Origin of the sequence: Synechococcus sp. MEDNS5 (assembly GCF_014279875.1) — a bacterium.
GTDB lineage: Bacteria > Cyanobacteriota > Cyanobacteriia > PCC-6307 > Cyanobiaceae > Synechococcus_C.
Genome location: NZ_CP047952.1, coordinates 2365620 through 2390941, shown reverse-complemented (window position 1 = coordinate 2390941; position 25322 = coordinate 2365620). Strand labels below are relative to the sequence as shown.

General features: G+C 58.2%; 30 protein-coding genes and 1 pseudogene. 17 read left to right on the top strand and 14 right to left on the bottom strand.

The features are described from left to right. Positions 1–15: 15 nt before the first annotated feature. The 3 genes from SynMEDNS5_RS12825 to SynMEDNS5_RS12815 all read right to left on the bottom strand — a co-directional run bounded on the left by SynMEDNS5_RS12825 (position 16) and on the right by SynMEDNS5_RS12815 (position 2247). Complete coding sequence (locus SynMEDNS5_RS12825) at positions 16–210, bottom strand: hypothetical protein (RefSeq protein WP_255440188.1); 195 nt, start codon at positions 208–210, stop codon at positions 16–18. A 29-nt stretch (positions 211–239) separates the two neighbouring features. Then, positions 240–1781 (bottom strand): ferredoxin--nitrite reductase, encoded by a 1542-nt coding sequence (locus SynMEDNS5_RS12820; protein ID WP_186583709.1) that lies wholly within the window; start codon positions 1779–1781, stop codon positions 240–242. A gap of 250 nt (positions 1782–2031) precedes the next feature. Next, a complete protein-coding gene (locus tag SynMEDNS5_RS12815) occupies positions 2032–2247 on the bottom strand; it encodes a hypothetical protein (RefSeq protein WP_370593548.1) in 216 nt (71 codons plus the stop codon). Positions 2248–2274: 27 nt separating this feature from the next. On the opposite strand from SynMEDNS5_RS12815, the gene SynMEDNS5_RS12810 reads away from it, so the two are divergent. Further along, complete coding sequence (locus SynMEDNS5_RS12810; RefSeq protein ID WP_186583708.1) at positions 2275–2934, top strand: DNA mismatch repair protein MutS; 660 nt, start codon at positions 2275–2277, stop codon at positions 2932–2934. Continuing rightward, entirely contained in the window at positions 2931–3719 is a 789-nt protein-coding gene (gene cobA, locus SynMEDNS5_RS12805; RefSeq protein ID WP_186583707.1) for a uroporphyrinogen-III C-methyltransferase, read from the top strand. Before SynMEDNS5_RS12810 ends, cobA begins: the two co-directional genes overlap by 4 nt. Positions 3720–3724: 5 nt before the next feature. Here the strand turns inward: cobA and moaB are convergent, their stop codons facing one another. Further along, positions 3725–4255: a molybdenum cofactor biosynthesis protein B gene (gene moaB, locus SynMEDNS5_RS12800; protein WP_186583706.1), complete on the bottom strand. Its 531-nt coding sequence runs from the start codon at positions 4253–4255 to the stop codon at positions 3725–3727. A gap of 45 nt (positions 4256–4300) precedes the next feature. On the opposite strand from moaB, the gene SynMEDNS5_RS12795 reads away from it, so the two are divergent. Further along, complete coding sequence (locus SynMEDNS5_RS12795) at positions 4301–4564, top strand: MoaD/ThiS family protein (protein ID WP_186583705.1); 264 nt, start codon at positions 4301–4303, stop codon at positions 4562–4564. 4 nt (positions 4565–4568) lie between these two features. Further along, positions 4569–5021 (top strand): molybdenum cofactor biosynthesis protein MoaE, encoded by a 453-nt coding sequence (locus tag SynMEDNS5_RS12790; RefSeq protein WP_186583704.1) that lies wholly within the window; start codon positions 4569–4571, stop codon positions 5019–5021. Positions 5022–5033: 12 nt separating this feature from the next. Here SynMEDNS5_RS12790 and glp read toward each other — a convergent pair whose 3' ends face one another. Genes glp through SynMEDNS5_RS12770 form a run of 4 tightly spaced genes read right to left on the bottom strand, consistent with a single transcriptional unit; the run spans position 5034 to position 7197 of the window. Beyond that, positions 5034–6305 carry a gephyrin-like molybdotransferase Glp gene (gene glp / locus SynMEDNS5_RS12785; RefSeq protein ID WP_186583703.1) on the bottom strand — a complete coding sequence of 424 codons (1272 nt, stop codon included), beginning with the start codon at positions 6303–6305 and terminating at the stop codon, positions 5034–5036. Further along, positions 6286–6762: a cyclic pyranopterin monophosphate synthase MoaC gene (gene moaC, locus SynMEDNS5_RS12780; RefSeq protein ID WP_186583702.1), complete on the bottom strand. Its 477-nt coding sequence runs from the start codon at positions 6760–6762 to the stop codon at positions 6286–6288. Before moaC ends, glp begins: the two co-directional genes overlap by 20 nt. A gap of 22 nt (positions 6763–6784) precedes the next feature. Next, positions 6785–7009 (bottom strand): hypothetical protein, encoded by a 225-nt coding sequence (locus SynMEDNS5_RS12775; RefSeq protein ID WP_186583701.1) that lies wholly within the window; start codon positions 7007–7009, stop codon positions 6785–6787. 26 nt (positions 7010–7035) lie between these two features. Continuing rightward, entirely contained in the window at positions 7036–7197 is a 162-nt protein-coding gene (locus SynMEDNS5_RS12770; protein WP_186583700.1) for a hypothetical protein, read from the bottom strand. Positions 7198–7304: 107 nt separating this feature from the next. Here SynMEDNS5_RS12770 and SynMEDNS5_RS12765 point away from each other — a divergent pair, with 107 nt between their 5' ends. Next, the gene (locus SynMEDNS5_RS12765; RefSeq protein ID WP_186583699.1) at positions 7305–7772 is read left to right on the top strand and encodes a nitrate reductase associated protein; all 468 of its coding nucleotides are present in this window, start codon (positions 7305–7307) and stop codon (positions 7770–7772) included. Here the strand turns inward: SynMEDNS5_RS12765 and SynMEDNS5_RS12760 are convergent. Next, positions 7753–9981: a molybdopterin oxidoreductase family protein gene (locus SynMEDNS5_RS12760; protein WP_186586019.1), complete on the bottom strand. Its 2229-nt coding sequence runs from the start codon at positions 9979–9981 to the stop codon at positions 7753–7755. The two genes, SynMEDNS5_RS12765 and SynMEDNS5_RS12760, sit on opposite strands and share 20 nt — an antisense overlap. 80 nt (positions 9982–10061) lie before the next feature. After that, on the bottom strand, positions 10062–11630 hold the full coding sequence (locus tag SynMEDNS5_RS12755) for a NarK family nitrate/nitrite MFS transporter (RefSeq protein WP_186583698.1): 1569 nt from the start codon (positions 11628–11630) through the stop codon (positions 10062–10064). On the opposite strand from SynMEDNS5_RS12755, the gene SynMEDNS5_RS12750 reads away from it, so the two are divergent. The 4 genes from SynMEDNS5_RS12750 (at position 11609) to SynMEDNS5_RS12735 (ending at position 14084) form a co-directional block, all read left to right on the top strand. Continuing rightward, on the top strand, positions 11609–11848 hold the full coding sequence (locus SynMEDNS5_RS12750) for a hypothetical protein (RefSeq protein WP_186586037.1): 240 nt from the start codon (positions 11609–11611) through the stop codon (positions 11846–11848). The two genes, SynMEDNS5_RS12755 and SynMEDNS5_RS12750, sit on opposite strands and share 22 nt — an antisense overlap. 36 nt (positions 11849–11884) lie before the next feature. Continuing rightward, on the top strand, positions 11885–12469 hold the full coding sequence (locus tag SynMEDNS5_RS12745; protein ID WP_186583697.1) for a molybdenum cofactor guanylyltransferase: 585 nt from the start codon (positions 11885–11887) through the stop codon (positions 12467–12469). Further along, complete coding sequence (moaA, locus tag SynMEDNS5_RS12740) at positions 12466–13509, top strand: GTP 3',8-cyclase MoaA (RefSeq protein ID WP_186583696.1); 1044 nt, start codon at positions 12466–12468, stop codon at positions 13507–13509. The genes SynMEDNS5_RS12745 and moaA overlap by 4 nt, the downstream gene beginning before the upstream one ends. A gap of 83 nt (positions 13510–13592) precedes the next feature. Continuing rightward, positions 13593–14084: a redox protein gene (locus SynMEDNS5_RS12735; protein WP_186583695.1), complete on the top strand. Its 492-nt coding sequence runs from the start codon at positions 13593–13595 to the stop codon at positions 14082–14084. Here SynMEDNS5_RS12735 and SynMEDNS5_RS12730 read toward each other — a convergent pair. From SynMEDNS5_RS12730 to SynMEDNS5_RS12720, 3 genes are read right to left on the bottom strand one after another with little or no spacing between them, the layout of a single operon-like run. Next, positions 14072–14971 carry a transglutaminase family protein gene (locus SynMEDNS5_RS12730; protein ID WP_186583694.1) on the bottom strand — a complete coding sequence of 300 codons (900 nt, stop codon included), beginning with the start codon at positions 14969–14971 and terminating at the stop codon, positions 14072–14074. The two genes, SynMEDNS5_RS12735 and SynMEDNS5_RS12730, sit on opposite strands and share 13 nt — an antisense overlap. Further along, on the bottom strand, positions 14956–15939 hold the full coding sequence (locus tag SynMEDNS5_RS12725) for an alpha-E domain-containing protein (protein ID WP_186583693.1): 984 nt from the start codon (positions 15937–15939) through the stop codon (positions 14956–14958). The genes SynMEDNS5_RS12730 and SynMEDNS5_RS12725 overlap by 16 nt, the downstream gene beginning before the upstream one ends. Further along, a complete protein-coding gene (locus SynMEDNS5_RS12720; RefSeq protein WP_186586018.1) occupies positions 15933–17405 on the bottom strand; it encodes a circularly permuted type 2 ATP-grasp protein in 1473 nt (490 codons plus the stop codon). Before SynMEDNS5_RS12720 ends, SynMEDNS5_RS12725 begins: the two co-directional genes overlap by 7 nt. Before the next feature lie 199 nt (positions 17406–17604). Between SynMEDNS5_RS12720 and SynMEDNS5_RS13225 the strand changes: the two genes are divergently transcribed. The 8 genes and pseudogenes from SynMEDNS5_RS13225 to SynMEDNS5_RS13220 form a co-directional block, all read left to right on the top strand. Then, positions 17605–17730 carry a hypothetical protein gene (locus SynMEDNS5_RS13225; protein WP_255440182.1) on the top strand — a complete coding sequence of 42 codons (126 nt, stop codon included), beginning with the start codon at positions 17605–17607 and terminating at the stop codon, positions 17728–17730. Continuing rightward, complete coding sequence (locus SynMEDNS5_RS12715) at positions 17720–19150, top strand: sodium:solute symporter family protein (RefSeq protein WP_186583692.1); 1431 nt, start codon at positions 17720–17722, stop codon at positions 19148–19150. The genes SynMEDNS5_RS13225 and SynMEDNS5_RS12715 overlap by 11 nt, the downstream gene beginning before the upstream one ends. 10 nt (positions 19151–19160) lie before the next feature. Continuing rightward, on the top strand, positions 19161–19301 hold the full coding sequence (locus SynMEDNS5_RS12710) for a hypothetical protein (RefSeq protein ID WP_186586036.1): 141 nt from the start codon (positions 19161–19163) through the stop codon (positions 19299–19301). 176 nt (positions 19302–19477) lie between these two features. Further along, positions 19478–20593 carry an aspartate carbamoyltransferase gene (locus SynMEDNS5_RS12705; protein WP_186583691.1) on the top strand — a complete coding sequence of 372 codons (1116 nt, stop codon included), beginning with the start codon at positions 19478–19480 and terminating at the stop codon, positions 20591–20593. Positions 20594–20602: 9 nt separating this feature from the next. Continuing rightward, positions 20603–22627, top strand: a complete 2025-nt coding sequence (gene asnB, locus SynMEDNS5_RS12700) for an asparagine synthase (glutamine-hydrolyzing) (protein ID WP_186583690.1) — start codon at positions 20603–20605, stop codon at positions 22625–22627. A 104-nt stretch (positions 22628–22731) separates the two neighbouring features. Further along, positions 22732–24012, top strand: coding sequence for a Zn-dependent hydrolase (locus SynMEDNS5_RS12695; protein WP_370593598.1), 1281 nt, complete (start codon positions 22732–22734; stop codon positions 24010–24012). Further along, positions 24009–24683 (top strand): DUF1028 domain-containing protein, encoded by a 675-nt coding sequence (locus SynMEDNS5_RS12690; protein ID WP_186583689.1) that lies wholly within the window; start codon positions 24009–24011, stop codon positions 24681–24683. The genes SynMEDNS5_RS12695 and SynMEDNS5_RS12690 overlap by 4 nt, the downstream gene beginning before the upstream one ends. Positions 24684–24887: 204 nt before the next feature. Then, positions 24888–24983 (top strand): annotated as a pseudogene (locus tag SynMEDNS5_RS13220) (ABC transporter ATP-binding protein); the annotation flags it as partial. A gap of 19 nt (positions 24984–25002) precedes the next feature. Here SynMEDNS5_RS13220 and SynMEDNS5_RS12685 read toward each other — a convergent pair. Further along, the gene (locus tag SynMEDNS5_RS12685) at positions 25003–25260 is read right to left on the bottom strand and encodes a DUF1830 domain-containing protein (RefSeq protein WP_186583688.1); all 258 of its coding nucleotides are present in this window, start codon (positions 25258–25260) and stop codon (positions 25003–25005) included. Positions 25261–25322: the final 62 nt, after the last annotated feature.

The window sequence follows — 25322 nt, the reverse complement described above, 5'->3', positions numbered from 1 at the left end:
GTTGGGTGTGTGAATTCAGCTAGAGATGCGGTTCATCAGCTTTGAGAAAAGGTCCTTGCCACCATCGTTGTGAGTGATGGTTTTTGGTGCAGTTCCTTGTGCGCTTAGCCAATTAACGAACTTGGAGAAGATGTCTGTTGGTTGTGCCATGGTGAAAGAGAGCGATCCGTTTTGAAGCGTGACGGCCGTGACTTCAAAAGGAAGCGTCACGGCATAGCAGCTTCATTCGTAAAGGGGGCTCAGCCTTTGACTGTTGCTCCGAATTGCTCGACCAGCAGATCCTTCAAAACAGTTTTGATCTGATCGGCAGGAATCGCTTTCTCTTTCACTTCACCCACCGTTGGGTTTTCTCCTTGGGAGCCTCCAGTGGTGAGCATGTATCCCTCACCCATTACCCCCTCGCTGTTCTTGGCCTTGGTCCCGGTGAGCCCGATGGCGCCCATAAAGGCCTGGCCACAGGTGTTGGGGCATCCGGTCCAGTGGATCTTCACTTCTTCTGGGAGGTTGAGCTCCTGGTCGAGCTCTTGGGCGATCATTCGGGCCTGGTCCTTGGTGTTGGTGAGGCCGAAGCTGCAATAGGTGTTTCCCGTGCAGGACACCGTTCCCGCTGCAATTAATCCTGGCTCTAAAGGAAAACGTTGCAGCAGGGGATCCGCTTTGAACGCTGGAATGGTCTCATCAGACAGGCCCACGACGATCACGTTCTGATCTTCGGTGAGCCGCACTTCTCCACTGCCGTAGTTCAAGCTCGCGGTCGCAAAATCGTGCAGATCCTGAGCCGTCAGGCGACCCACTGGTACGTGCAGGCCTGCAAACGATAATCTCTCCTGTTTCTGTGGATGGATTCCGTAATGGGAACGGGGCGTAGTGGCAAAAACGGAACCTGGATCCGGGGTTAAAGGTCCGAACAGTGTCTCCACTTTGGATCGGAAGGCATCAATTCCCACTGCATCCAAGTAGAAGCGGAAGCGACCTCTGGGACGCTTGTCTCTCTCGCCGTTGTCTCTCCAGAGTGAAATCACAGCATCGGTCATCCGGCAGATTTCGCTTGGCTTCACCCAGGCATTGAGGGGAATGGCGTAGGCATTCATTTGTGATGAAAGAATGCCGCCGATCCACACGCCAAAGCCCATCTCACCATTTCGTTCAACGGGATGGAAGACGATGTCGTTGTGAAGGAGGAAATTATCTTTGGCGCCTGCGACGGCCGTATTCCATTTGCGCGGCAGGTTGGAGTAATCGGAATTGCCTTGACAGTTGTTGGTTAGAAAGTTCTGGAGGTCCGTGGTGTATTGACGGGTGTCAACAATCTCATTGGGATCGATTCCAGCGAGCGGGTTTCCAGTGACATTGCGTGGGTTGTCGAATCCTGATTGGATTGAACTGAGACCTGCTTCCTTGAGACGCTTCAGGATTTCGGGCAAATCATTAAGGAGAACCCCGCGCAGTTGCAAATTCTGACGCGTGGTGATGTCGCAACTGCCGCTGTCGCCGTAGCGCTCAACAATCGATGCGACGACACGCAATTGCTGTGCTGAGAGAACACCGTTTGGAACCCTCAGGCGAAGCATGAACTGTCCTGGCGTTTTGGGGCGCCAGAACATTCCGTACCACTTCAAGCGAAGTTGGAGGTCTGTTTCATCAACTTGTTCCCAACCGATTTCTGCAAATTTATCGATCTCAGGGCCGACCAGAAGACCATCCTTCGCGGCCTTGTTCTGCTCGATCTTGTTGAGCTTCTTGCCATCCAGATAGGGCCTGGAGGGAGAGCTGATCGTCATGATCTTTGTAAAGAAGGGACAGACTGATCACTTCAAACAATGCGTGAATCAATCGATGTTGGACCCATGGTCCGAGAGCGTGTCAAAAAGAAAGTGACGCCCATGTGTAGTGAACCGGTTCGTTGTGTTGCTGTCGGTAGCAGTTCAAACACTTTTAGGCCCTGTTTGCCTCGGCGTCTGGACGGCCAAAGTGTCACTTCAGCTACAGCTTGGACGCAGCTGCAGCCGTAGAAGGCACCCTGCTGCGTCTTCAGTATTGGCGTCCAACTTCGCCAAGCATCCGCACAGCTCCGTGCCTCAACATCTGCCAGACCCGCTTCATGGCGGCGAAGTCCCGATCCAGTTCGCTCTGAAACCGGTCCCTGTTCATTCGATGCTGAGTCTCCGGGAGATAGCGTTCACTGATGCGCATTCGTTCGGAACGCGCCTCCATTGCGGCACGGTTGGAGTATCGACGAGGGGTCATGGAACTGAATTTGGTCATCACACAACGATGACAACAGCCTCTTCTGCCTCCAGGGCGTGGCCATTGCTACCAAATAGCGTTTTGCAGCCTCAGCGTGCAATCCGTTTGGTTGTTCATGGCCGTGCCGGTGGCGAGGTTCCAGAGGCCTTGCGACGGCTTTGTCAGAGTGTTCAGGCGCGTCGCCATGCACCTGTCGAGCTTGAAGTTCTCACCGGAACTCCATCTCCGGGCCGATCAGACGAGTCCCTGTGGCTGGTGCCCATGTTGCTGTGGCCTGGCGCGCATGCGCGCGTTGATGTTCCGATGATCCGCAGTCGCCTCCAGAGAGAAGGCCAGACCGTGACACTCCTGCCATTTCTGGGTGCGTGGACGAGCTGGTGGAGCCTGGTGAATCAGGCGCTTCAACTGCATGTATCAACAACGGGTGTGTTGATTCATCACCCCCTCCGCCCAGGATTGGCTGATCGCTTCTTAGCCCAGCTCTCCGTCCGGTTGGGACGTCCACTGGTGTCGTTTGATCAATGGCCCGAGTACCAACAACGCCACCCTGGTTCCCAGCCGCTCACCCTGGCGCTGGCTCCAAACCGGATGACTGAGTCCTTCGGAGACGCTGGAGAATGGCCCCCTTTGCTGCACCATCCCCTGATCCGTCAGGGCCTGATCGATTTGCTTGTTTCCCTGCCGTGACTACTGCTGATCATTCTGGAATCGTTTATCTCGTTGGTGCTGGTCCGGGAGACCCGGAGCTGCTCACGCTGAAGGCTCACCGCTTGTTGAGCTCCTGTGATGCGCTGGTTTATGACTCGCTCGTGCCACGAGAGGTTCTGGATCTTGTGCCAGAGCACTGTGAACGTCATTTCGTGGGGAAGCGGAGGGGGCACCATTCCGTTCCGCAGCCGAGCACGAACGCAGTGCTTGTGGAGCTGTCGGCTCGTCACGCTTGTGTGGTCCGCCTGAAAGGTGGCGATCCTTTCCTCTTCGGTCGGGGTGGTGAGGAAGCAGCGCATCTCGTTAAACACGGCGTGCGGGTGGAGGTCGTGCCTGGGGTGACCGCGGGGATTGCAGCACCGGCCTACGCGGGAATTCCCGTCACCCACCGGCGCGCAGGGTCTTCGGTCACGTTCGTGACCGGCCACGAGGAGATTGACAAGCGCCGACCCTCGGTGAACTGGCGTTCCCTGGCGTCTGCGAGCGACGGCCTGGTGATTTACATGGGGCTTCACAACCTGCCACGCATCGCTGATGAGCTGATGGCTGGAGGGCTCAGCCCCGACACTCCTGTGGCCGTGATCCAACAGGGAACTGTGGCTGGACAGCGTTGTCTGGAGGCCGTGCTGTCGGAAATCGCTGAACGGGCGCGTCAGGAACAGTTCGCATCCCCGTCCATCGTGGTGGTCGGCGATGTGGTGAAGGAGCAGATCAGCGCCTGTGCACCTGAGCCTGCGGCCGTCACCATGCCCATTCCCTTTTAAGGGGATCAGGCTGGATGGTCGGCAGATTCTTTGAGGCGTTCCCGAATTTGCGCCAGGTTGCAGGGTCGGGTCTGCGCATTGAGCTGCGCTGCGATCAGTCGGTCCCAGGCTGTGGTGACGGCATCGAGGGATCCGGGCAACACGAACACAAAGGTTCCGTTGGCGACGCCAGCGAGGCAGCGGCTCTGGAGTGTGCTGGTTCCGATTGATTCAAACGAGAGCACACGGAAGAGTTCGCCAAAGCCTTCCATGTGTTTGTCCAGAAGCGGGCTGATCGCTTCCGGGCTCCCATCCCGTCCCGTGAGTCCTGTGCCACCGGAGCTGATCACCACATCCACGGTCGGATCGGCGATCCACTGGCTCACCGTTGCTCTGACCTGATAACGGTCGTCGGCACAGAGCTCCCGGCAACACAGTTGATGGCCTGCGTTGACCAAACGTTCCTGCAGCCGGTCTCCACTTGGATCCGTTGCGAGAGTCCGGCTGTCTGAGATCGTCAACAGGGCGATGGACAGCACGCGGATCCTGCGGGGCATCGGACGTAATCAACGCTAGAACCTTGTCGGTGAACAGTTGTGCTCATGGGTGAGACGCGATTCAGCGGTGCGTGCACGGTGCAGGTGCTTCTCTTCGCGTCTCTGCGTGATCGAGCAGGTTGGTCGAGTCGACCGTTCACCCTTTCATCGCAGACGGAGTGCACGGCCCGCGACATCTGGCAGCTGCTCGATCTCGGCGCTTGGCCCGATGGTGTGCGTGTCGCCGTTAATCAGAGCTTTGTCACTGCGGATCATCCGTTACAGGAAGGAGACGAGTTGGCGTTTCTTCCCCCATTCACAGGAGGTTGAAGGGATGGAGAGTGCACACGATGCCGTGCAGGTTGCAATACATTCCCAACCTTTTTCTGCAACCGATCAGCTGGATGGCTGGCTTCAACGCGCAGCTTCAGCTGCTGCGGCCACGGCCGTGTTTATGGGGCATGTGCGGCCTGAAACCATGGATGGTGCTCCGCTTGAGGCTCTGGAACTCAGCCACTACCCAGGCTTGTGCGAGCGCTTGTTGCTGAGCTTTACCCAGCAACAACTGCGCGATCACGGCGCACAGTCCGCCCTGGTGTTGCATCGTGTCGGCCGACTGTCCCCAGGCGAGCTGATCGTGTTGGTGGCTGTCAGTGGAGATCGTCGGGGACTGGTCCAGCGTTGCTGCTCTGACTTGCTCGAGTCGTTGAAACACGAGGCACCGTTTTGGAAACGGGAGTGGAGTGGTGGAGTTGGCACGTGGCTCGCTGCGAACACTCCGCTCTGAACCGTTAACGCGTCAAAGAATCCGTCGTCGCAGCAGTTGGCCCCACACGTGTTGACCGATTTCTAAGGAGCCTGAGTCCGCGGGGATCTCCACGAGGAGATCCGCGTTTTGAAGAGATCCGATGCGCGAAGAGGCTTGGGACCCATCGATGCGCGCGAGCAGTTGTCCGTCTGGGCTGCAGTCCAGTGATGCCCGTGCCAGTTCCGGTCGTCCGGGTTTCCGCCGGTAGGGGGTCGCCAAGCGCACGTGCACTCTGGGCAACAGTTCAGGATTTTGCTGACCTTCAAGGATTTGCAAGGCTGGCCAGAGCAGCTGAAGAGCGGTGATGGTTGCTGCGACTGGGTTACCAGGCAACCCGAAAAAAGGCACCGCATCGCCGATCCAGCCGAAGGCGAAAGGGCGCCCTGGCTTAAGAAAAAGTTTCCAGAACTCCACCTGGCCCAGTTTCTGCATCAGAGGTCGGATCCAGTCGCTATCGCCTGCCGACACGCCACCGGTGCTCACGAGCACGTCGCAGCTTGCGGCCATATCCAGGATGGCTTGTTTGAGCAGGTGGCATTCATCGGCGACCAGCCGGCAGTCCACCGCTGGGTAGCCGAGACGTTCAAGCATGCCTCGTATCAGCGTGCTGTTGCTCTCCCAGATGGCTCCGTTGCTGCGTTCCTCTCCTGGTGGAACGAGCTCATCGCCCGTGACCAGAACGCCGATCCGAGGCCGTCGATGCACGTTCACGTGGGAGATACCGCAACTCGAGGCACGTCCAATGTCGGCCACACCGAGGCGTTCACCAGGGGCGAGGAGCAGGGAACCTTGGCTGCATTCCTCGTCTGCGGGTCTGATCCAGGGGTTCGAGGATGCGTCCCTGACCAGGCGGATGGTGCTGTTCTGATTGGCAATCAATTCCTGGGGAAGAACCCATGCAGCTCCTTCCGGAAGCGGCGCCCCCGTGAGGATCCGGATCGCTTCGCCGCCATGCAGCGTCTGCTGGTAGGGATCAGCAGGCGCTGAGCGCCCTACCACTGTCCAGCTGTCTCCGGCGTTGGGTTGGCAGTCTTGGCCCAAGGCATACCCGTCCATGATCGACGCGCGAAACCCAGGCACATCGGCCGGGGCCTGGACGGCGTCGGCAATCACCCGACCTAGAGCGCCTCGAAGCGGCATCACCTCTGACGTGACGGTTGTCAACCGGGTTGGTCTGGCTCTCAGCGCATCCAGGATCCGTTGACGTGCTTCGTCGAGTGGAAGGCCCTCACGGCCATAGGGCTCAGCGCCTCCAGTGGCCATGGCGACCCCCGTCTTTTTCGAGCAGCTGAATCTGCCGGATCGACATGCCTGGATCCACCGACTTCAACATGTCGTACAGGGTGATCAGCGCGGTTGACACGGCGGTGATGGCCTCCATTTCCACACCGGTCTGCCCGGTGGTGCTGCAGGTGGCCTGGACACGCAGTCCAGGCAACTGCTGGTCGGGTTTGATCTCCACCGACAGTCCACTGAGCGGAAGTGGATGACAGAGAGGAATCAACTCAGCTGTTTTCTTGGCTCCCTGAATGCCAGCGATGCGGGCAACGGCGAAAACATCTCCTTTGGGACTGCTTCCGTCTAATACCGAGTCCAACGTTGAGGCCTTCATCAGCAGCTCACCGGAGGCTGTAGCCGTGCGCTTGGTGAGGGCTTTCTCGCCCACATCCACCATATGCACCTCACCGTTGCTGGTGAGGTGCGTGAGTCGGTCAGACATGCAGGCTGAAATCAGATGGAATTCAGTTGGATTCGCTGGTACCCAGTACGGACCACATCGCGGCCTGAGAAGCGATCACAGGCTCAACATTGCTTGCCTGGCCAGCGTTCACCGAAGGGCGGGCTGCCGAGGTTTGGCTGCGAACCATCTGAACAGCAAGGGAAGCAACGATGAAGGCTCCAATGAATCCAGCAGCGATGGTGATCGGGCTGCGAGTGGCTTGGCCGGAGGAGGTGCTGAAGGTCATCCTTTGAGTTGATGCGAATCAGACCATCATGGAGACACGCTGTAGGAACCGTTACCGAACGCACTGAAAGTTTTCAAAGTTGTTCCCTGCTCCTGATTGATCACAAACAGGCCGGAGGCCAGTCCTTCGGATGCGAGCCAGCCATGGGCAGAGCCAAACAACAATCCAAGGGAGAGGGCGAAACGCATCCGGCTAACCAACGAGATACTGAAGTTTCGATGGTTTGGATCAAACGCTTCGTCGTGGATGTCACTGTTTTGAGCTAAAGAAGAAAAAACGGTTGTTCCTGATACCAATGCGCAGGCAACTTGATCAGTCGCGGCATTGTTATGCCTTTGAACAGGATTTCATTGGCTCCTGGCGCTGCATTCCTCTGTGTGTCCGCCGCAAACTCGATCTGGCTGGCGTCAAGCTCAGGCTCAGCCACTGGCTTGCGATGTCTCATGCGCAACGCCAGGTGTTGGTGGATTGGGACGATGGGCCCCAGGAGCTGAAGCGGATGCGCGATCACTTGCGCCTCTGCACCGCTGCCATGGCTGATGGGGTTGTGAAGGATCTCCCGCCATGCACGCAGGAATCCTGGCAGCAATCCGAGGCTCTGCCTGAGTCTCTTCTGGAGGCTGCGAGGACGAGGAAGGTTGACCTTTCACTGCATCACTGGAGGGATCTCTGCGAATTGGACCGTTTTGCGCTCTGCAAGTTGGCGCGGCCAGGCCATGATCACCACAACCTGGACGCTGCATTCAACGAAGTGCTGGGGTGAGCCGCCGCCGCAGGTTCTCCAGAACGCCTGTGTCCTGTTGCGTCGGTTTCACCACCGACACCGCTGGGGCGACGATCACGGCAGAGGCTTTCAGTTCCGGTTGTTTGGAGATCGGGCAGGCCTGATTGTGCATGAGTGCATTGGCTTCGCAGGCTTCGGCCTGGGTAAAGCCCCAATGCATTGGTAAGAACACCGATCCCACGCGGATCCGTTCCGACACGCAGACCCGCGCGGTGAGCGTGCCTCGACGGGATGTGATGGCTGCCAAGCCGTTGTCTTCCAGACCAAAGCGCATGGCATCGCTGGGATTCATTTCAAGGCTGGGTTCGGGATGCATGGCGTTCAGGCGCGGGACTTTGCCCGTGCGCGTCATCGTGTGCCATTGGCCGAGATAGCGACCCACTGTGAGCACCAGCGGGTACATCTCGCAGGGGGGTTCTGCCAGACCCAGGGGTCTGTCTTGTTGAAATCTGGCCCGACCACTGGCCGTTGGGAATCGTTTCTTTTCGTAGAGACGTTTGGAGGTTCTGGATGGGCCTTCACCCTTGGGATAGGGCCATTGCTGCGGGCCATGCTCCTTCAGCAGGGAATGACTCAGTCCCGACATGTCGCAAACGCGGGCCGCCGTGAGCGAGGTGAACTCCTCATACACCTCTGCAGCTGAGTTGTAGGAAAACTGGTCGACGAAGCCGAGTCGTCGTCCGAGTTCTGCAAACACTTCCCAGTCCGCTCGGCTGTCGCCATGGCGGGGCCTGAACGCTGGGCACAAGGTGACCCGCCGTTCTGAATTGGTCATCGCTCCGCTCTTTTCACTCCATTGGGCTGCCGGCAGAAGCAGATGGGCGTAATGAGACGTTTCGGTGTCGGCATAGGCTTCGCTCACTACCACGAGCTTGCAGCGTTGCATCGCGGTTTTGACGCGTTCGAGGTCCGGCATGCTCACCAGTGGGTTCGTGGCAGCCACCCACCAGAGATCGAGCTCCCCCTGTTCCATCGCTTCAACTTGCTTCCATGCATCCAGTCCTGGTTGGGCAGCGATGGATCCAGGGGCAAACCCCCAGGCCTTCTCAACCGTATTGCGGTGCTCCGCATTGGTGACCAACCGGTAGCCGGGAAGCAGATGGGCGAGGCCGCCGGCTTCGCGTCCACCCATGGCATTCGGTTGACCAGTGAGTGAAAAGGGGCCTGCACCGGCTTTGCCGATCTCCCCAGTGAGCAGGTGCAGATTGATCAGCCCTCCCACAACGGCGGTTCCTTCGCGCCGTTGGTTCACGCCCATCGACCAAAGGCTCAAAATTCTTTCCTTTCGGCTCCAAAGCCTGGCCACTGCACGCAGGTCCTTCTCGGCGATGCCGCAGAACTTGCTGGTTTTTCCTGGTGTCCAGGCCTTGATTGTTTGGGTGAAGGCTGCGAAGCCTTCGGTGGCGCTATCGATGAAGTCGCTGTCGAAGCCGTTGTCTTGAAGCACCAGCCGCGCCAGGCCATGCAGCAGGGCAAGGTCGGTGCCAGGGGCAAGCGCGAGGTGGTGATCGGCAATTTTGGCTGTGTCAGTGCTTCGGGGATCGACCACCACGATGGTGAGTCCCTTGGGATCACGCTTTTTGCGTTTCAACAGGCGTTGGAACAGCACCGGATGGCAGTCGGCTGTGTTGGTGCCGATCAAGAAGGCCACGGAGCAGTGATCGAGATCCTCGTAACAGCAGGGTGGACCGTCGGAGCCGAGGCTGCGGGTATAGCCGGCCACGGCTGAACTCATGCACAGCCGCGAATTGGCATCGAAATTATTGGTGCCGAGGGCGCCCTTCAGCAGTTTCTGAGCGATGTAGTAATCCTCGGTGTGAAACTGCCCGGAGCCGTACATGGCAATGGCATCAGCCCCCTTGCTGGCCAAGGTGGAGCGAATGCGTTCGGTGAGGAGGTCGAACGCACTGTTCCAGCTGATGGCCTGAAACGGATCAGCCAGTGTTGCTCGGTATAGAGGCTGGCTGAGGCGTCCTTGTCCCAGGGTCTCTCCAACCGTGGCACCTTTGATGCACACCTGTCCGTGGCTGGATGGGTGCTCGCGATGACCGCGTGCACTCCACATCGGATTGCCTTCGGCGTCTCGTTTTACCGCTTTTCCGGCTTCTCCTGGAGGCAACAGGTCCAGCCCGCAGCCAACGCCGCAGTAAGGACACTGACTTTGCACAGACGCGGTGATAGGCGACATGGCAGCAATCCGATGAATTGAGAAACCCCCAATGCCAGTGGCATCGGGGGTGGTCACCATCCGAAGATGGAGCTGAGGTGTTAGCCAGCCATCGAGGGAGTGCCCTCAGTGGCGTTTTCACCTTCGTGCAACTCAGCGAAGGAGCCCTTGGGTTCCTTCAGGAAGAAGAAGCAGAAGAACGCGACGATCAAACCAGCAATTCCCAGGATCTGGAAGAAGGCGCTGTTGGAAGCTGCAATCGTTTCAGGAGTGGGTTCACCAGCACCCCCCATCCAAAGTGGAAGCAGGCTGAAGATTGTGAGGTAGGTCACTGCACCGACGTTTCCGTAGGCACCAACAAGGCCAGCAACCTGACCGGTGACGCGACGCTTCACCAGAGGCACAAGAGCAAATGTGGCGCCTTCTCCTGATTGCACGAAGAAGGAAGCGAGCATGGTGATTGCGACGGCGATCACGATGCCCTCGGTGCCAGTAAAGGTCCCGGGCTTGATCAGACTCATGATCAGATAACCGACACCAAGACCTGCTGTGAGGAAACCCATGGTGTTTTTACGACTGCCAAGTTTGTCGGAAATCAGTCCGCCGGCCGGGCGAGCCACCAGGTTCACAAAAGCGAAGCAGGAGGCAAGAATTCCAGCCGTTGCTTTCGGCAGATCGAATGTGGTCTCGAAGAAGGTTGGCAGCATGGAGACCACGGCCAATTCAGAACCGAAATTAACGATGTAAGTCAGCTCAAGAATAGCAACCTGTTTGAACTCATAACGATCCTCCTTGGGGTACACCTTGGTCCCCATAATCAGCTCTCTGTTGGTGCGGATGATTCCCCAGGTTTGAAAGACAAACCAGATCAAAACTGCGAGGAGAGCGAGAGGATAGGTGGATGCGTTGAGGAAACCTACTTTTTGAAGTCTCCAGCACAGCACGCAGAGAATGGCTGCGAAAGGAATATTCATGCCCAGAAGTCCCCAGAAATCACGCATGCTGGTTACTTCGAGACCTGCGGTTCGCTCAGGGCGCTGATACACCTTTCCGGGTGGTGTGTCCGTTACATTGCAGTAATAGATCACGCCATAGACGGCTGAAATAATGCCCGTCAGAGCAATTGCGCCACGCCAGTTCAGAACATCTCCAGTTGGCAATGTGAAACCGCCGGAGAAGGAGAGCCAACCAGCAAGGCCTACCAGGGTGAGAGCAGAGAATGCGGATCCGAAGTTACCCCAGCCTCCATAAATTCCTTCAGCGAGACCAATTTCCTTGGGGGGAAACCATTCGGCAACCATGCGGATGCCGATCACAAATCCTGCGCCAACGATGGATAGCAGCAGACGGGCTACGACCAGCTGGTTGAAATCCTGCGCCGATGCAAACATCAAGCAGGGAATCACCGAAAACACCAGAATGGCGGAATAGGTGAGTCGGGGACCAAATTTGTCGAGCAGCATGCCGATCAGCACGCGTGCAGGGATGGTGAGTGCCACATTGCAGATGGCCACGGTTCTAATCTGACCAACCGTCAGCCCGAGATCGGCTTTCACGGTGGTTGCTAGAGGAGCGAGATTGAACCAGACAACAAAAGTAAGAAAGAAGGCAAACCAGGTGAGATGCAGTGTTCTGTATCTCCCCTGAAATGACCAAAGTTCGCCAAGCATGGGGTTTGGTTGGGATGAAGAGTCAAACCCCGGCTTCAAAAAGAATGCGCTCAGGATTCAAAATGCGGCGCTCATGCAGACCGCTGCCTTATTGCACCATCCGTGATGGCGTTCTTCGGTTGCATTTGCTACGAAATCTGGGGGTTGCTCAGTTGCTGCAGGCGTCACAGAAAGACATTGCTGGCAAAGGAGTAGTTGTTGTTACAGAAGTGGCTTGACAGAGGAGGGATAGGTAGTTGGTTGAATAGCTGTCTATGGCTCGTTTGCTTCGTGCTGTGGTCTTCGCAGGAGGCGCCAGCCAGAGAATGGGATCAGACAAAGCCTTGCTTCGCCATCCCAATGGAGACAGCTGGTTGGTCGCAACGGTCAACCTTCTGCGCTCAGTGGATCTTGAGGTATGGGTGCTCAGTGGTCATGGCAGCCACCGGAATTGTCTTGCCGGCCAACCCGGCGTGACCGTTCAGGCTGAGCCTTGGGCACCGGCAGGCCCTTTGCAGGCCTTCAGTTGTGTGTTGTCCGAACGGGAGGATGAAGCATGGCTCACCCTTCCTGTGGATATGCCCGGTCTTCGCCGCAGCACGCTGCTGTCGCTTTTGGGGCATTGGCATCAGGCCGAAGGCTTGGCCTTGGTTGCAGAGGGTGGTGATCGCTTGCAGCCGTTGTTCGGTGTGTATCCCTGTGGAGCGCGCAGTAGAAGCACGCTCGATCAGGAGCTGGCCGAGGGACGCGGTCGATGGTTTGGTTGGTTGGAACGGATTGACTACACCACGTTCACCTGCCCAGACAGGGATCTGATCAATGTGAACCGGCCAGACGATCTGGCAGCGTTGATGCGATGAGCGCCACACCAGCTGAGTTCGATCAATGGGGCCGACCGTTCGGCGTTCTGCGGATCTCCTTGACCGCCCGCTGCAACCTGGCCTGTTCGTATTGCTGCCCGGATGTGAAAGATCCACCGGGATTATTGGATCTAGATCAGCAGCTTCGTCTGATTCGTGTTGCCTGTGGTTTAGGCCTCCAGACGTTGCGCCTGACGGGAGGTGAACCCCTTCTCAGCAATCGCTTGTTGCCACTGCTTGAGGCGTTGGCGGCAGGCCGTGCTGACGCCGCCGATCCCCTCGCTCGCTTGCGGGACGTGGCGTTGACCACCAATGGGGTGTTGTTGACACTGGAGAAGGCCCTGGCCTTGCGGGCTGCCGGTTTGGATCGCATCACGGTGAGCTTGGATGCCCTGGAAGGAGAGGTGGTGGCCAAGATGGCCGGTCTGCGCGGCGGGACTCGCGCTGGCGAGCAGCTGGTTGAGCAGGTTCTCGGTGGACTCACGGCAGCGCGAGACGCTGGATTTGACCCTGCATGCGGAGGGCTCAAGCTCAATGCCGTGATGCGACGAGGACTGAATGACGCTCAATTGCTGCCACTGGCTCAGCTGGCCCGGGACCGAGGGGTGGAGCTGCGTTTGATCGAATACATGGACGTGGGGAACCGCAATGGCTGGGCGCCGGATCAGGTGATCTCTGCGGAGGAGATGATTCAGTCCATCGATGCACGATGGCCATTGCAGTCGATGCCGCGTCGGGCGGGTGCCACGGCCCGCCAATGGCGCTACGTAGATGGCCGTGGTTGCATCGGAGTGATCGCTTCGATCACAGAGCCCTTCTGCGGGGATTGCAATCGTTTGCGTGTGACCGCCGATGGTCAGGCTTACACCTGTCTGTTTGCCTCTGAGGGCACGGATCTTCGTCCCTTCCTTCAGAGCGAGGAGGCCTTGGAGGCTGTTCTTCGAGGACTCTGGCGGCAACGCCGTGATCGCTACAGCGAGGAGCGTCAGGGGATCACCGCTTCAGCCCGTCATGCGGAGATGGCGTATCTGGGTGGCTGAAACGTTGCCGATGCCACCGTTTTCCTTAGCGGAGGCCTGTACAACACGAACGTCGTTGTTTGCCGTTAGCGGACACATCAGGGATGTTCGAATTGCTGTCCTACGAGCGCTTCCGCGACACACCTGCGGTGCGTTTCTTTGACGTGACGGTGGACACGTCCAATGCCCGTGATCTGGTGATCCACAGCGGGCCAGCGATCAGCCCACCCGATGATCCAGATAGCGGTGCCTGGCAGTTCTATTTGCACCCTCATCAGGAAGACAATCTTCTAGCGGCCAGTGGTGGTCGTACGTTTTATCTGGTGAATCTGGCTTGGACGAAGCCGTTCCACATCGTTCGTCTCCAAAGTGGCGGCGATATTTTGCGCATTCCCCCAGGGACCTTTCATCGCTCGGTGTCGGACCCCGACGGCTCCGTGGTTCTTAATCAGGCGGTTCGGGAGGAGGGGGTGTCGTTGCTGCAGGAGTTCCGCGTTTACAACAGTGCGCGCATTCCGGCTCTGATGGCTGTGACATCGATCCAGGCCCAGCCTCCACGTCTTCATGGTGTGGAGCCCCTGCTTCAGGCGGCCTGAACCACTGTTTCGATGGAAGCAGCGCGAGGTTTCGGCTCCACAACGGCTTCGATGCTCCATGTGAGTTGGCTTCCTATGGCCATGGGGCCGGTGAAACTGCCCTGTACAGCTGCACTGAGATCCGGTTTTGAGGAACTGGCCAGCACGATGTAGCGCTCGTCGATCTCGGCTCCTGCACTTGGATCAAAGCCGCGCCAGCCGGCTCCGGGAAGATAGATCTCGGTCCAGGCGTGCAGGTCGTACTGCTCAGGAGCTGGCTCCGCCAAGTGGTATCCACTCACGAATCGGGCCGGCAGTCCGACGCTGCGGCAGCACTCCATCATCAGCATCGCCAGATCGCGGCAGGATCCAACCCGCTCGCGCAGGGTGCGGCCCGCTGGCCAGGCCGGGCCCACATGCCGCTGGGTGTATTTGACCCGGTCCTGAATCATCTCCATCAGCTGGTGGAGAAAAGGCAGCACTTGCTGGTTGCCTCCCATCAAGGCGTCCTGAGCCAGTTCCACCGCTGAAGGATCATGCTGTCCGTTGGGTAACCAACCCTCCAGGGCACCCAACAGGTCATGGTTCAACTGACCTCTGGGGTAGGGAAGCGGAGGCTCAAGACCGTTGAAGCAATCGAGCAGGGGAGCGGCTTGGCGGGTTTCCACCAGGCTCCTGGCTTCCAGCTGAAGCGAAGCGGTCGCACCTTGGAAGCGCACTCGCTCGATCGCATCACCACTGGCTGCCAACAGCTCATGGCTGTGAACAGGAACCGGTGAGATCTGCAGGGAATGCTGAATCAGGCGTTGATGGCCCTGGGCACGGGGTCGCAGACAGAGGCGGTGTTCCCCCAGTTGAACCGGTGCCTCGTAGCGATAGTTGAGACGGTGGATCAGCTCAGCGCGCATGACGGGTCGGTGGGAATGGAGCCGAAGTCGGTGGTGGTGAAGTAACGACGGTGGATGAGTTCATGCAGCTTGTTGAGGTCGCTCTGCAGTTGATCCACAGCCTCATGCAGTCCCCGTTCGATCACAGCATCGATGCGGACATAGCTCCATTGGGCCAACAGCTGGCCGCGTAGGCACTCCAGATCATCCGGAGGACCTGCATGGGGTCCTGGCCGGATGCGTTCCAGCGTGGCGTTGATCTCCTGCAGACAGAAGCGGACCGAGCGGGGAAAGATCGGATCCAGCAGCAGGAATTGTGCCACCGATGCTGGTGTGATCGCCTGCTGAACGCTCTGGCGATACATCTGATAAGCCCCAGCTGTGCGCAGCAGGGAGATCCACTGCAATTCATCGAGAACGCCGCCCACCTCCGTTGGCGTCGGCAACAGCAGGAAGTACTTCACATCGAGGATGCGTGAGGTTTTGTCCGCCCGTTCGATCAGCCGTCCCAGCTGGCTGAACAGCCAGGCCTGATCGCGACTGAGAGTCACATTGGTGATGCCGTAGAAGAGCTGACATCCACGTCGGATGCTGCGCAGTTGCTCTTGATCCGGTTCCTGCCAGAGCGCTTCACCGTCTTGAACGTTCCAATAGAGATCATTGAGTTGTTCCCACATTTCTGTGGTGATCACATCGCGGATTTGGCGAGCGTTCTCGCGGGCATTGGCGATGCAACTGACGATGCTGTTGGGGTTGTTGCGATCCAGCAGCAGAAAGCTGACGACGTCCCGTGGCGTGCCCTGGGGATAGGCCTCGTCAAAACGCTTGCGGTCTCCATTGGCATCCACCAGGGGAAGCCAAGGCTCAGCGCTGCCGGGGGGGCAGTCCAGGGCCATGGCTTCGCTCACTTCCAGAAACCGGGAGATGTTCTCGGCCCGCTCGACATACCGGTTGATCCAGTACAGCGAATCGGCCACACGGCTCAGCACGGCACGAGCTCCGGGTTGCCGGCCTTTACGGCGCTGTCGCTGACCACCCAGGTGTCCTTGCAGCCGCCCCCCTGGGAGGAGTTCACCACCAGGGAACCGCGTTTCAATGCCACTCGAGTCAGGCCCCCGGGGCTGACCCAGTCGCTCTTACCCCTCAGTACGTAGGGGCGCAGATCCACATGGCAGGGGTACAGCTCTCCTTCACTAAGGGATGGAACTGTGGACAACTGAAGGGTGGGCTGGGCGATGAAATTGCGCGGGTGTGCTTTGATCTTCACCGCGAAGTTCTCAATCTCCTCAGTGCTGGCGTGAGGCCCGATCAACATTCCATAGCCGCCGGCTTCGGCGACTGATTTCACCACCAGCTCGTTGAGATGCTCGAGCACAAAACGGAGGTCGTCGTCCCTTGAACAGAGATAGGTGGGAACGTTGTCAATGATCGGTTCTTCGTTGAGGTAATACCTGATCATTGCCGGCACGTAGGCATAGATCAGCTTGTCGTCGGCGACTCCGCTCCCAGGGGCGTTGGCGATGGCCACCCGACCGGAGCGCATGGCATCGATGAGCCCGGGGACACCGAGCATCGAATCACGCCGGAAGACATTTGGATCGAGGAAATCGTCATCGATGCGCCGGTAGATCACATCCACAGGTTCCCGGCCGGCAGTGCTGCGCATCCAGACGCGTCCGTCCTCACAGATCAGATCGCGGCCCTCCACCAGGGCAATGCCCATCTGTTGGGCCAGATAGCTGTGCTCGAAGTAGGCGCTATTGAACACGCCCGGGGTGAGCAGCACTACCCGTGGGGCATCACTCCAGGGGGCCAGATCCTGCAGCGTGCGCAAGAGATGGGAGGGGTAATCGTCGATTGGCTGCACTGTGCGGCCCGCAAACAGGCTCGGGAACAACCGTTTCATCACCCGCCGGTTCTCTAGGAAATAAGCCACGCCGGAGGGGCAGCGCAGGTTGTCCTCCAGAACCCTCCAGGTGCCGTTGCCATCGCGGATCAGATCCAGACCGGAGATGTGGCACCAGCGGTTGAGCGGCACGGTGATGTCCTGCATCTGGGGCCGCCAGCCCTGAGAGCTCTCCACATCCTCACGGGGGATCACGCCATCGTTGAGGATCCTTTGGGGTCCATAAACGTCCGCCAGAAACTGATCAATGGCCTCCAGGCGTTGCACCAATCCGCGCTCCAGAACGGACCATTCCTGACGGTGAATGAGTCTTGGCAGCGGATCGAAGGGCAGAATCCGCTCTCCGCCATGCAGACCTGATCCGTTGAGTCGGAAGGTGGCGCCGAGGCGTCGCAACAGGTTGCTCGCTGATGCATGACTGCGATTCAGCTCCGCCAGCCCCATGGCGCCGAGGGAGGACAGCAGCGGCTCCAGATCAGCACGGGGAGCGGACTGTTCTCGGCAGAAATATTCGTCGTACCCCTGCGTTGGTCGGTACTCGGTGAACATTGCCTGAACATGTAACAGATTCATCCAAAAACTCGAGCAAGCCGCTGCGGGTTGTGATTGCTACACATTTCGAGATTGGAGGCATCAAGCCACTGGCAGCCTGTGATTCAGGTAGCCCTGGCGACCTTGTGATCAGTCGGTGGAAGCTTGCGAACACCGCGATTTGCTTGTCTGAGATCTGCTGAAGAGGACATTCGTTTTGGATGACAATCTCTGGGCTGGACTGATCTTTGCCCTTGGTGCTGCAGTGACCCTGGCCACAGTGGCGATGATTCTTGCCGGTCATCTTCGCTGCCGTGATCGGGGAGCGTCGGATGTCCGCTGACGCTGCCCCTTTTCTGGCACCAGGGATTGCATGGGCGCTTGTGGTGCTGTTCTCCGTGTTGTGGATTGCGCTAGGGATCGCCTGGGGCCGCCGCGGCAAAGGTGATGCCGACGATTTCATGCTGGCGGGCCGCAACATCGGGTTGGCCTTGAGCACAGCCACTTTGATGGCGTCTTGGGTGACGGGCAACACCACCCTTCTGGCCCCGGAATTCGGCTACAGAACAGGCCTCTGGGGCATGTTCAGTTACGCCTTGGCAGGACTGGGGTTGATTCTGTTTGCGCCATTGGCATCACGCATCAAGCAGCTGATGCCCAACGGACGCACCAGTGGCGATTTTATTCGGCTGCGCTATGGACGCTTGGCTTGGTGGGTGTTCATGGTGATCACTGCCGTGTACACCCTTGGCTTTCTGATGACCCAGGCCATGGGAGCTGGCCTTTTGCTTCAGGCTTTATCCGGGTTCGACTACCACGTGGGCATGGTGGTGGTGATCGGCGTCGCAACGGTTTACACGTTGTTTGGTGGCATGCGGGCGGTGATTGGAACCGATTTCATCCAATCGCTGTTGATCATGGTGTTGCTGGCGGTGGTGGCGGTGCTGGCGTTTCGTCAGTTCTCGATGCCCGAGGTGCATGCTCGGTTGGTCGCCGAGCACCCCGACCGGCTTGATCTGCTGCTTCCCGCCGGTCTGTTGATCGCCTGGAATTCCGCTCTGTTCTCAATGGGTGAGGTGTTTCACAACAACATCTGGTGGTCGCGGGTGTTCGCCAGCCGCCGCGGCGTGGTGATGACCTCGTTTGTGCTGGGGGGCCTGGCCTGGATGAGTGTCCCCCTGGTAACCGGCTCGATTGGTCTGGTCGCGCTGGCGCGGGATCTGCCGCTGGAGCAAGTGAACATGGTGTTCCCTGTGATGGCGGCCAATCTTCTTGGGGCTGGCGGGGCCGCTCTGGTGTTTGTGGTGGTGTTCGCGTCACTGACCTCCACCTTGGATTCGCTGTTGGCGTCCACTGCGGATCTGCTGGCTGAAGACGTTTATTTCCGCTTGCTAAGTCCTCAGGCGAGCGATGCGCAGCTCAAGCAAGCGGCACGGCAGATGGTGGTGCTTCTGGCCGTAGTCACTTTGGCTTTGTCCTGGCCGCGGCTGGACTCTCTGGCGACGGTGTTGTTCTTCACTGGTTCGCTGGTGGCCTCAACGGTCTGGCCTGTGGCCTGCGGTCTTTACTGGTCATCTGCAAGTCGGGCTGCGGCGATCGTGGCCATGCTGGCCGGCAGTGTCGTTGGTCTGACGGCCTACGTTTTGATTGCTCCTTATTGCGCGGCCGTGTTCTCCGCGGCTGTCTCTGCCGTCGTGATGGTGGTGGGTAGTCGTTGCCAGCCGGAACGGTTTGATTTCCATTGCCTGCAGGAGGAGGGGTAAGGCCATGGTTATGTCGTTGCTGCTTACGGTTTTGGTGGATCAACACTGGTTCCGTGTGGTTCTGGTGGGAAGCCAGGTGGCGCTCGTTGGTTCTGTTCTTACGTTGCTGTTGATCTGGTGGATTGAGTGGAGAGGTGGTCGCGTCTGGTAAGTGTTCGTGCCGAACATATCGACCCACTTTTGTATTGATCCAAACCATTTTTTGGAGAATTATCTAAAGAACTTGTGCTGTGGTGGGGCGGCAGTTGGCGTCCGTTGTTAATGAGGGATGATGTGATTCACAGCACACCACGCGATCTGGCAAGTCGGGTGTTGATGCAATGACTTATGGCACAACCCCACATAGCCGTGGTCGAGGAGGCATCGGCGCCACTTCGATTCCAACCAATGGGTCCCGACGTGTTCGGCCAAAACCAGCCTCAAGAGCTTCTGGCCTCCATCACAGAAGATGGCGAGCCGTTGTTGGATCTTGTCGACCAGCATGTGGTTTCGATTCAGGCGTTTCGCTCCGAAACCCTGCTCCAGTTGTTCCGATTGGCTGCCAAATTCGAGAGCAATCCGGACCGTTACTGCCGGCACAACACTCCGCTCACCGGCAAGATCCTGATCAACGCTTTCTACGAGCCCAGCACGCGGACGCGTCTCTCTTTCGATAGCGCCTGGCATCGCCTCGGCGGTGATTCAATCAACATCACCGATCGCAGCACCACAGGCATCGCCAAAGGTGAGTCGTTGGAGGATATTGCGCATATGTTCAACAACTACGGCGACTGTGTGGTGCTGCGCGACAGCAACCCAGAGGCCGTTTACGCCATGACATCCACCCTGCGGATTCCGATTATCAATGCCGGCAATGGCATTGATGAGCATCCGACCCAGGCAATGGCGGATCTCTACACGATTTTCAAGTGGCGTCCGAGCCTCGCCAAGACGGAGGTGTCACCCAAGGACCGGATCCGCATCGGGGTGATCGGTTTGCCGTCGCGGATGCGCACTGTGCGTTCATTGCTGCGGATCCTCAGCAAATTCCCTCAGATCCTTGAAGAGGTGGTGGTGATTCATGCGGCCGGGGTGGAGTCGGAAGCGCCTTTGTTTGATTCGGGCCAGCTGGAGGAACTGGAAGCGAGCGGGATGTCCATCCGCTGCAGTTCAGATCTGGCTGCTGAGATTCCCGATCTCGATGTCGTTTACATCAATGCGATCGCCTGGGTTGGCGACAGCTATGAAGTGCACGGCGGTGGATTTCGTCTCACGCGGGATCTGCCGTTCAAGCCGGAGGCGATCGTGCTGCACCCCTTGGCCCGAGGCCCCGAGCTGAGCACCTGTTTGGATGACACGCCGCACAACTGGTACTTCAGCCAGGCGCGTGGGGCGGTGTTTCTGCGCATGGCATTGCTCACCTGCATGGTGAACCGTGCCGAGCGGGTGATGGATGTGATCTGAGGCGAACTGATGTGCGGAATCGGAGGTGTCTTTCTGGCGGATCGTCGTCAGACGTTGGATCGTCAGTTGTTGGTGAACATGGCGGCCATTCAGTCCCATCGGGGTCCGGATGGTTTCGGTGTGGAATGCATCGACGCTGCTGGTGTCGGCTTCTGTCATGCCCGCTTGTCGATCATTGATCTGAACGAATCGCGGGCGAGGCAGCCCTTCCTCAGCGACGACCGCCAGGTGCTGATGGCGCACAACGGCGAGTTCTACGACTTCCAGCGCATCCGGGCTGACCTCACGGCCCAGGGGGCGCGCTTCCGCACCAAGAGTGATTCCGAGATCTTGTTGCGCCTGTATCAGCGGCAAGGTCTCGAGTCCACGTTGCCCTTGCTGCGGGGGGAATTCGCCTTCGCCTTGTTTGATGCCGTGGACGACTGTCTGTATCTGGTGAGGGATCGCTTTGGCATCAAGCCCCAGTACTGGACGATGACGCCGGAGGGAGTGGTGTTCGGCTCCGAGTTGAAGGTGCTGTTTGCCCATCCGGCTGTGGAGCGACGTTTCACCTCGGAGGGTCTGTTTCATCAGTTGATGCAGACCATGGTTCCTGGAACGACCGCCTTTGCCGGGGTGCACCAGGTTCAGCCCGGGCATGTGCTGAAGGTGCAACGCAGGGGTGACCGGCTTGAGGTGTCGGAGTCCACCTATTGGGATGTTGATTTTCCCCGTTTGGATCAGCGGGACAGCACCCTCACCGAGGCCGATCACATTGCCAATGTGCGGGCTGCTCTGCTGGAAGCCGTGGAGATGCGGATGGTGGCGGATGTGCCGGTTGGTTGTTATCTCTCCGGCGGCATCGACAGTTGTTCGATCCTCGGTCTGGCATCGGCGGTGAGTCAGGGTCCCGTCAAGGCCTTCACGATCGGATTTGATGATGTCCGCTACGACGAAACACCCATTGCTGCCGAGATGGCGGAGGCCACTGGTGCTGAACAGGACGTGATGCGTCTGTCCGGTCGTGAGTTGTACGGCCACATGGAACAGACGCTCTGGCACACCGAGCGCACGATCTACAACACCCTGGCTGTGGCCAAATATCTGATGAGTCGCCACGTCAACAACGTTGATTACAAGGTCGTGATGACCGGGGAAGGCTCAGACGAGCTGTTCGGTGGCTATCCCGCCTTCCGGCGCGACATGTTCCTCCATGGTTTGGATGATCTGCCGCAAAGCGACCGCCAGGATTGGGAATCTCTGCTTCAGACCAACAATTCCCTGGTGCAGGGAGCGATGCTGGCGGCTGATCAGGTGGATGATCCCTACCTTGATGCCGTGGTGGGGTTCACCCCCAGCTGTCTGCAGCCCTGGCTGGCCTGCGCGCCGCTGGTGCCGGATCTGCTTGCTGACGAGCACCGTCAGGCGTTAGCGGAGTATTCGCCGGGTAAGGCGATTGCCGATCAGTTGAATCCCCAGCAACTCGAGGGTCGCCATGCCCTCGACAAGGCTCAGTACGTCTGGATCAAAACGATGTTGGAAGGCCAGATCCTCACCTGGGGAGGGGATCGCGTCGACATGGCCAATTCCATGGAGGCACGGCCGGCTTTCCTGGATCATCATCTGGCGGCTGCAGCGGTGCAGGTGCCTCCGGAGCTGCGGATCAAGGGCAAAACCGAGAAATACGTGCTGCGTGAGGCGATGGCGGGCTTGCTGCCGGAAGTGCTTTACAAGCGCGAGAAATTTGCCTTCATGGCTCCTCCCGCCCACACGGAGCCTGAGAAGTGGGCGCAGATGAAGCAGTTAGCTGATGACTACCTGAGTGATGAGGCGATTGATGCGGCTGGGTTGTTGAGCAAACAGGGAGTGCGTGCCTTGTTTGCGCGCCACGACGACCCTGCCACCACAGACGCCGAGCGGGTTCAGATGGACGCCGTGATCAACCACCTCTTGGGTGTGCAGATGTTGCATCGGATGTTTGTGGCGGCTGATGTGCCAGCCCAAGCTCGTGAGCAGGCCGATCACCTCGGTTGGCGGGTGCTGATGCCCGTTTGATTTCTTTGGTGAGCGTTAAAACGTCGCATTGACGACAAGTTCAATTGGGTTTCAAAGCGAAAGTGACATTTGGTTTGAACTGAAGGTCACGATCCTTGCCCGAGCTGCTGATTCATCGCTCACAAATCGCTCCAGCTGATGCTGATCGGGAGTGGTTAGGAGCTCTGCCTCGGCGGGACAGGTTGATCGATTCGCTCGAGTCCATGGCGGCCATCGGCCTTCAAGGAGATGGAAGCGTTTGCCGCCGCGGGTTTAGTCCGGCGGACGTTCAAGGCCGAGACCAGCTCGCGTGCTGGATGCAAGAGGCCGGCATGCAGGTGCGTGTGGATGCCGCTGGCAATTTGATTGGCCGGCTCGAGGGGCAGGACCCGTCGTTGCCGGTGCTGATGACGGGTTCGCACTTGGACACGGTGCCAACAGGTGGTCGTTTTGATGGTGTTCTAGGCGTCTTGGCGGGCCTGGAATGCGTCCGTGCCCTGAGCGATGTGGGGCGGCGTCTACGACACCCCCTCGAGGTCGTGGCTTTCGCTGATGAAGAGTCGACCATGGTCGGCTGTAAGGGCATGGCTGGAACGGCATCGATGGACCCCTCGGCTTACACCACAAGCAACGGGGACCCGATTGACATCAACCTGGAACGAATCGGTGGTCACTGGTCATCCCTGCCCTCGGCGGCACGACCTGATTCAGCCGTTGCAGCTTTTCTTGAACTGCATGTTGAGCAAGGTGCTGTGCTCGAGCAGCGGCGCGATGCCATTGGCATTGTTGAGGGCATCGTCGGGCAGAGACGTTTCAGCATTCATGTGAAGGGTCAGGCCAACCATGCCGGCACAACGCCGATGGGGCTCCGTCATGATGCCCTCGCCGCTGCTTCCCGGATTGTGCTGGCGGTGGAGGAGATGGCTCGGTGTCATCCCGGTGATCCGGTGGCGACGGTGGGGCGTCTGGAGGTTTGGCCCAATGCCGCCAACGTCGTTCCAGGCTCCGTGTCGATGACGGTGGACATTCGTGATCTGGATTCCACTGTTCTGGACCAATTGGTGTCCTGCCTGCAGGAGGAGTTGGAATCCATCGGCTTGGCAACCGGCTGTGCAATCCGGTTGGAGCCGCAGTTTCAGGTGTCGCCTACACCCGCTGACGCGCTGGTGATGGCCACGATTGAAACAGTGGCTGAAGATTTGGGGTTGAGTATGAGTCGGCTGCCGAGCCGTGCCAGCCATGACGCCCAAGAGATAGGGCGGCGTTGGCCCATGGGAATGATCTTTGTGCCCAGCCGCGAAGGTTTGAGCCATTCAGCAGCTGAGTTCACCAGTGACAGTCAGTGTCTTTCAGGAACCGCTGTTCTCTTGCACACCCTTGAACAATTGGATCGTGTGCTCTCATGACGTTCTCGATCGTTGCTCGTGATCCCAGCAATGGTCGTTTCGGTGTTGCCGTTGCCACCTGTCATCTCGCAGTGGGCTCCACGGTTCCCCACATTCGCTCTGGAGTGGGTGCAGTTGCGACACAAGCCCACACCAATCCATATCTAGGAATCTGTGGCCTGGAACGGCTCGAACAGAGTGCTGATGCAGATGTGGTGCTGGCCAGCTTGCTTGCAGATGATCCACTCCGTGAACGCCGCCAGTTTCACCTGATTGATGCACAAGGTCGAACCGCTGTCTGGACGGGGGGGGACTGTGGACTCTGGGCTGGGCATCGCCATCGAATGAATCTTTCTGTGGCTGGCAACTATCTGGTGGGCGAGACGGTTCTCACATCCATGGAACAGGCTTTTCTGGCAAGCGATCCATGCTGGAAGTTGGGTCGCCGTTTGATGACGGCACTGATGGCAGGTGAAGCTGCCGGAGGTGATGCTCGTTCTCCGTATTCAACTTCAGCTGCGCTGCAAATTAGTGGAGAAGCAGCGTTTCCATTATTAGATCTGAGGGTGGATTTTCGGGATTCGGCAGTTGCCGAACTGATGAACGTGTACGAACGAAGCCAAGAACTCTGGGCTCAACAATGGCGTGATTCGTTTGCAGAATTGCCGCAATTAAACCGTCTCGTTGCCTAAGCAGTATTCATTGTGAATGAATTTTGTCCAACTCAGGGCGATGCCAGCAATATCTGCTTCGTAGGCAAGCTGATGCATGCACAAAGTTGCAAAAACTACTCTCTAGGTTCATTGCCAGAGTTTTTACGCGCGGGACTGGGGTCTGTGCCTCAAGGGAGGGAAGTCATTCCTCAATGAAGCGACAGCGCGATGTATCGCTTCTGAAACCGGCATTACGCAATGCAGCGTGGAGGAATTGTGGCCCGTGGTCTAACCAGTGAATTAAGTCAGTCGGTGGTCGATCAATTTCTCAGTGTTTGATCCAATCTCATTCGATCGTTCAACATGCCCATAGAGACGCTGTAGGAGACTCCTCGGCTGATTTTTCGTTTAATGCATAATCGGATACATCAGCGCGCACTTGGAGCATCTGTCCTTGAGGTGACATCTGCCAGATCTCCAGTCTGCTGCTGAGAGGTGCCTCAAACCAGAACAACTCCTGAGGCATGACAACCTTTTCTCGATAGAAATGCCCTTCACCAATGCACTTCAGAATCACCATCCGGTCGGTGTCGTTGCTGTACAAGCACTCGATCATGAGTTTCAAAAAAAATCAGTCTTTCAATGTCGTGTTTTTGAGTTGAAAAAAGTGTTGGTTTG

Excerpts from the sequence above, each read along its gene's own strand:
- SynMEDNS5_RS12710 (WP_186586036.1), top strand. The coding sequence starts at position 19,161 with ATGTCGTTGCTGCTTACGGTTTTGGTGGATCAACACTGGTTCCGTGTG.
- SynMEDNS5_RS12815 (WP_370593548.1), bottom strand. The coding sequence starts at position 2,247 with ATGACCCCTCGTCGATACTCCAACCGTGCCGCAATGGAGGCGCGTTCC.
- SynMEDNS5_RS12690 (WP_186583689.1), top strand. The coding sequence starts at position 24,009 with ATGACGTTCTCGATCGTTGCTCGTGATCCCAGCAATGGTCGTTTCGGT.
- SynMEDNS5_RS12810 (WP_186583708.1), top strand. The coding sequence starts at position 2,275 with ATGACAACAGCCTCTTCTGCCTCCAGGGCGTGGCCATTGCTACCAAAT.
- SynMEDNS5_RS12705 (WP_186583691.1), top strand. The coding sequence starts at position 19,478 with ATGGCACAACCCCACATAGCCGTGGTCGAGGAGGCATCGGCGCCACTT.
- SynMEDNS5_RS12685 (WP_186583688.1), bottom strand. The coding sequence starts at position 25,260 with ATGATCGAGTGCTTGTACAGCAACGACACCGACCGGATGGTGATTCTG.
- moaA (WP_186583696.1), top strand. The coding sequence starts at position 12,466 with ATGAGCGCCACACCAGCTGAGTTCGATCAATGGGGCCGACCGTTCGGC.
- SynMEDNS5_RS12795 (WP_186583705.1), top strand. The coding sequence starts at position 4,301 with ATGGGTGAGACGCGATTCAGCGGTGCGTGCACGGTGCAGGTGCTTCTC.
- SynMEDNS5_RS12720 (WP_186586018.1), bottom strand. The coding sequence starts at position 17,405 with ATGTTCACCGAGTACCGACCAACGCAGGGGTACGACGAATATTTCTGC.
- glp (WP_186583703.1), bottom strand. The coding sequence starts at position 6,305 with ATGGCCACTGGAGGCGCTGAGCCCTATGGCCGTGAGGGCCTTCCACTC.
- SynMEDNS5_RS12770 (WP_186583700.1), bottom strand. The coding sequence starts at position 7,197 with ATGCGTTTCGCCCTCTCCCTTGGATTGTTGTTTGGCTCTGCCCATGGC.
- SynMEDNS5_RS12775 (WP_186583701.1), bottom strand. The coding sequence starts at position 7,009 with ATGACCTTCAGCACCTCCTCCGGCCAAGCCACTCGCAGCCCGATCACC.
- SynMEDNS5_RS12765 (WP_186583699.1), top strand. The coding sequence starts at position 7,305 with ATGCGCAGGCAACTTGATCAGTCGCGGCATTGTTATGCCTTTGAACAG.
- SynMEDNS5_RS12730 (WP_186583694.1), bottom strand. The coding sequence starts at position 14,971 with ATGCGCGCTGAGCTGATCCACCGTCTCAACTATCGCTACGAGGCACCG.
- SynMEDNS5_RS12735 (WP_186583695.1), top strand. The coding sequence starts at position 13,593 with ATGTTCGAATTGCTGTCCTACGAGCGCTTCCGCGACACACCTGCGGTG.
- SynMEDNS5_RS12745 (WP_186583697.1), top strand. The coding sequence starts at position 11,885 with ATGGCTCGTTTGCTTCGTGCTGTGGTCTTCGCAGGAGGCGCCAGCCAG.
- SynMEDNS5_RS12820 (WP_186583709.1), bottom strand. The coding sequence starts at position 1,781 with ATGACGATCAGCTCTCCCTCCAGGCCCTATCTGGATGGCAAGAAGCTC.
- SynMEDNS5_RS12790 (WP_186583704.1), top strand. The coding sequence starts at position 4,569 with ATGGAGAGTGCACACGATGCCGTGCAGGTTGCAATACATTCCCAACCT.
- asnB (WP_186583690.1), top strand. The coding sequence starts at position 20,603 with ATGTGCGGAATCGGAGGTGTCTTTCTGGCGGATCGTCGTCAGACGTTG.
- moaC (WP_186583702.1), bottom strand. The coding sequence starts at position 6,762 with ATGTCTGACCGACTCACGCACCTCACCAGCAACGGTGAGGTGCATATG.
- moaB (WP_186583706.1), bottom strand. The coding sequence starts at position 4,255 with ATGCCCCGCAGGATCCGCGTGCTGTCCATCGCCCTGTTGACGATCTCA.
- SynMEDNS5_RS12715 (WP_186583692.1), top strand. The coding sequence starts at position 17,720 with ATGTCCGCTGACGCTGCCCCTTTTCTGGCACCAGGGATTGCATGGGCG.
- SynMEDNS5_RS12755 (WP_186583698.1), bottom strand. The coding sequence starts at position 11,630 with ATGCTTGGCGAACTTTGGTCATTTCAGGGGAGATACAGAACACTGCAT.
- SynMEDNS5_RS12760 (WP_186586019.1), bottom strand. The coding sequence starts at position 9,981 with ATGTCGCCTATCACCGCGTCTGTGCAAAGTCAGTGTCCTTACTGCGGC.
- SynMEDNS5_RS12750 (WP_186586037.1), top strand. The coding sequence starts at position 11,609 with ATGACCAAAGTTCGCCAAGCATGGGGTTTGGTTGGGATGAAGAGTCAA.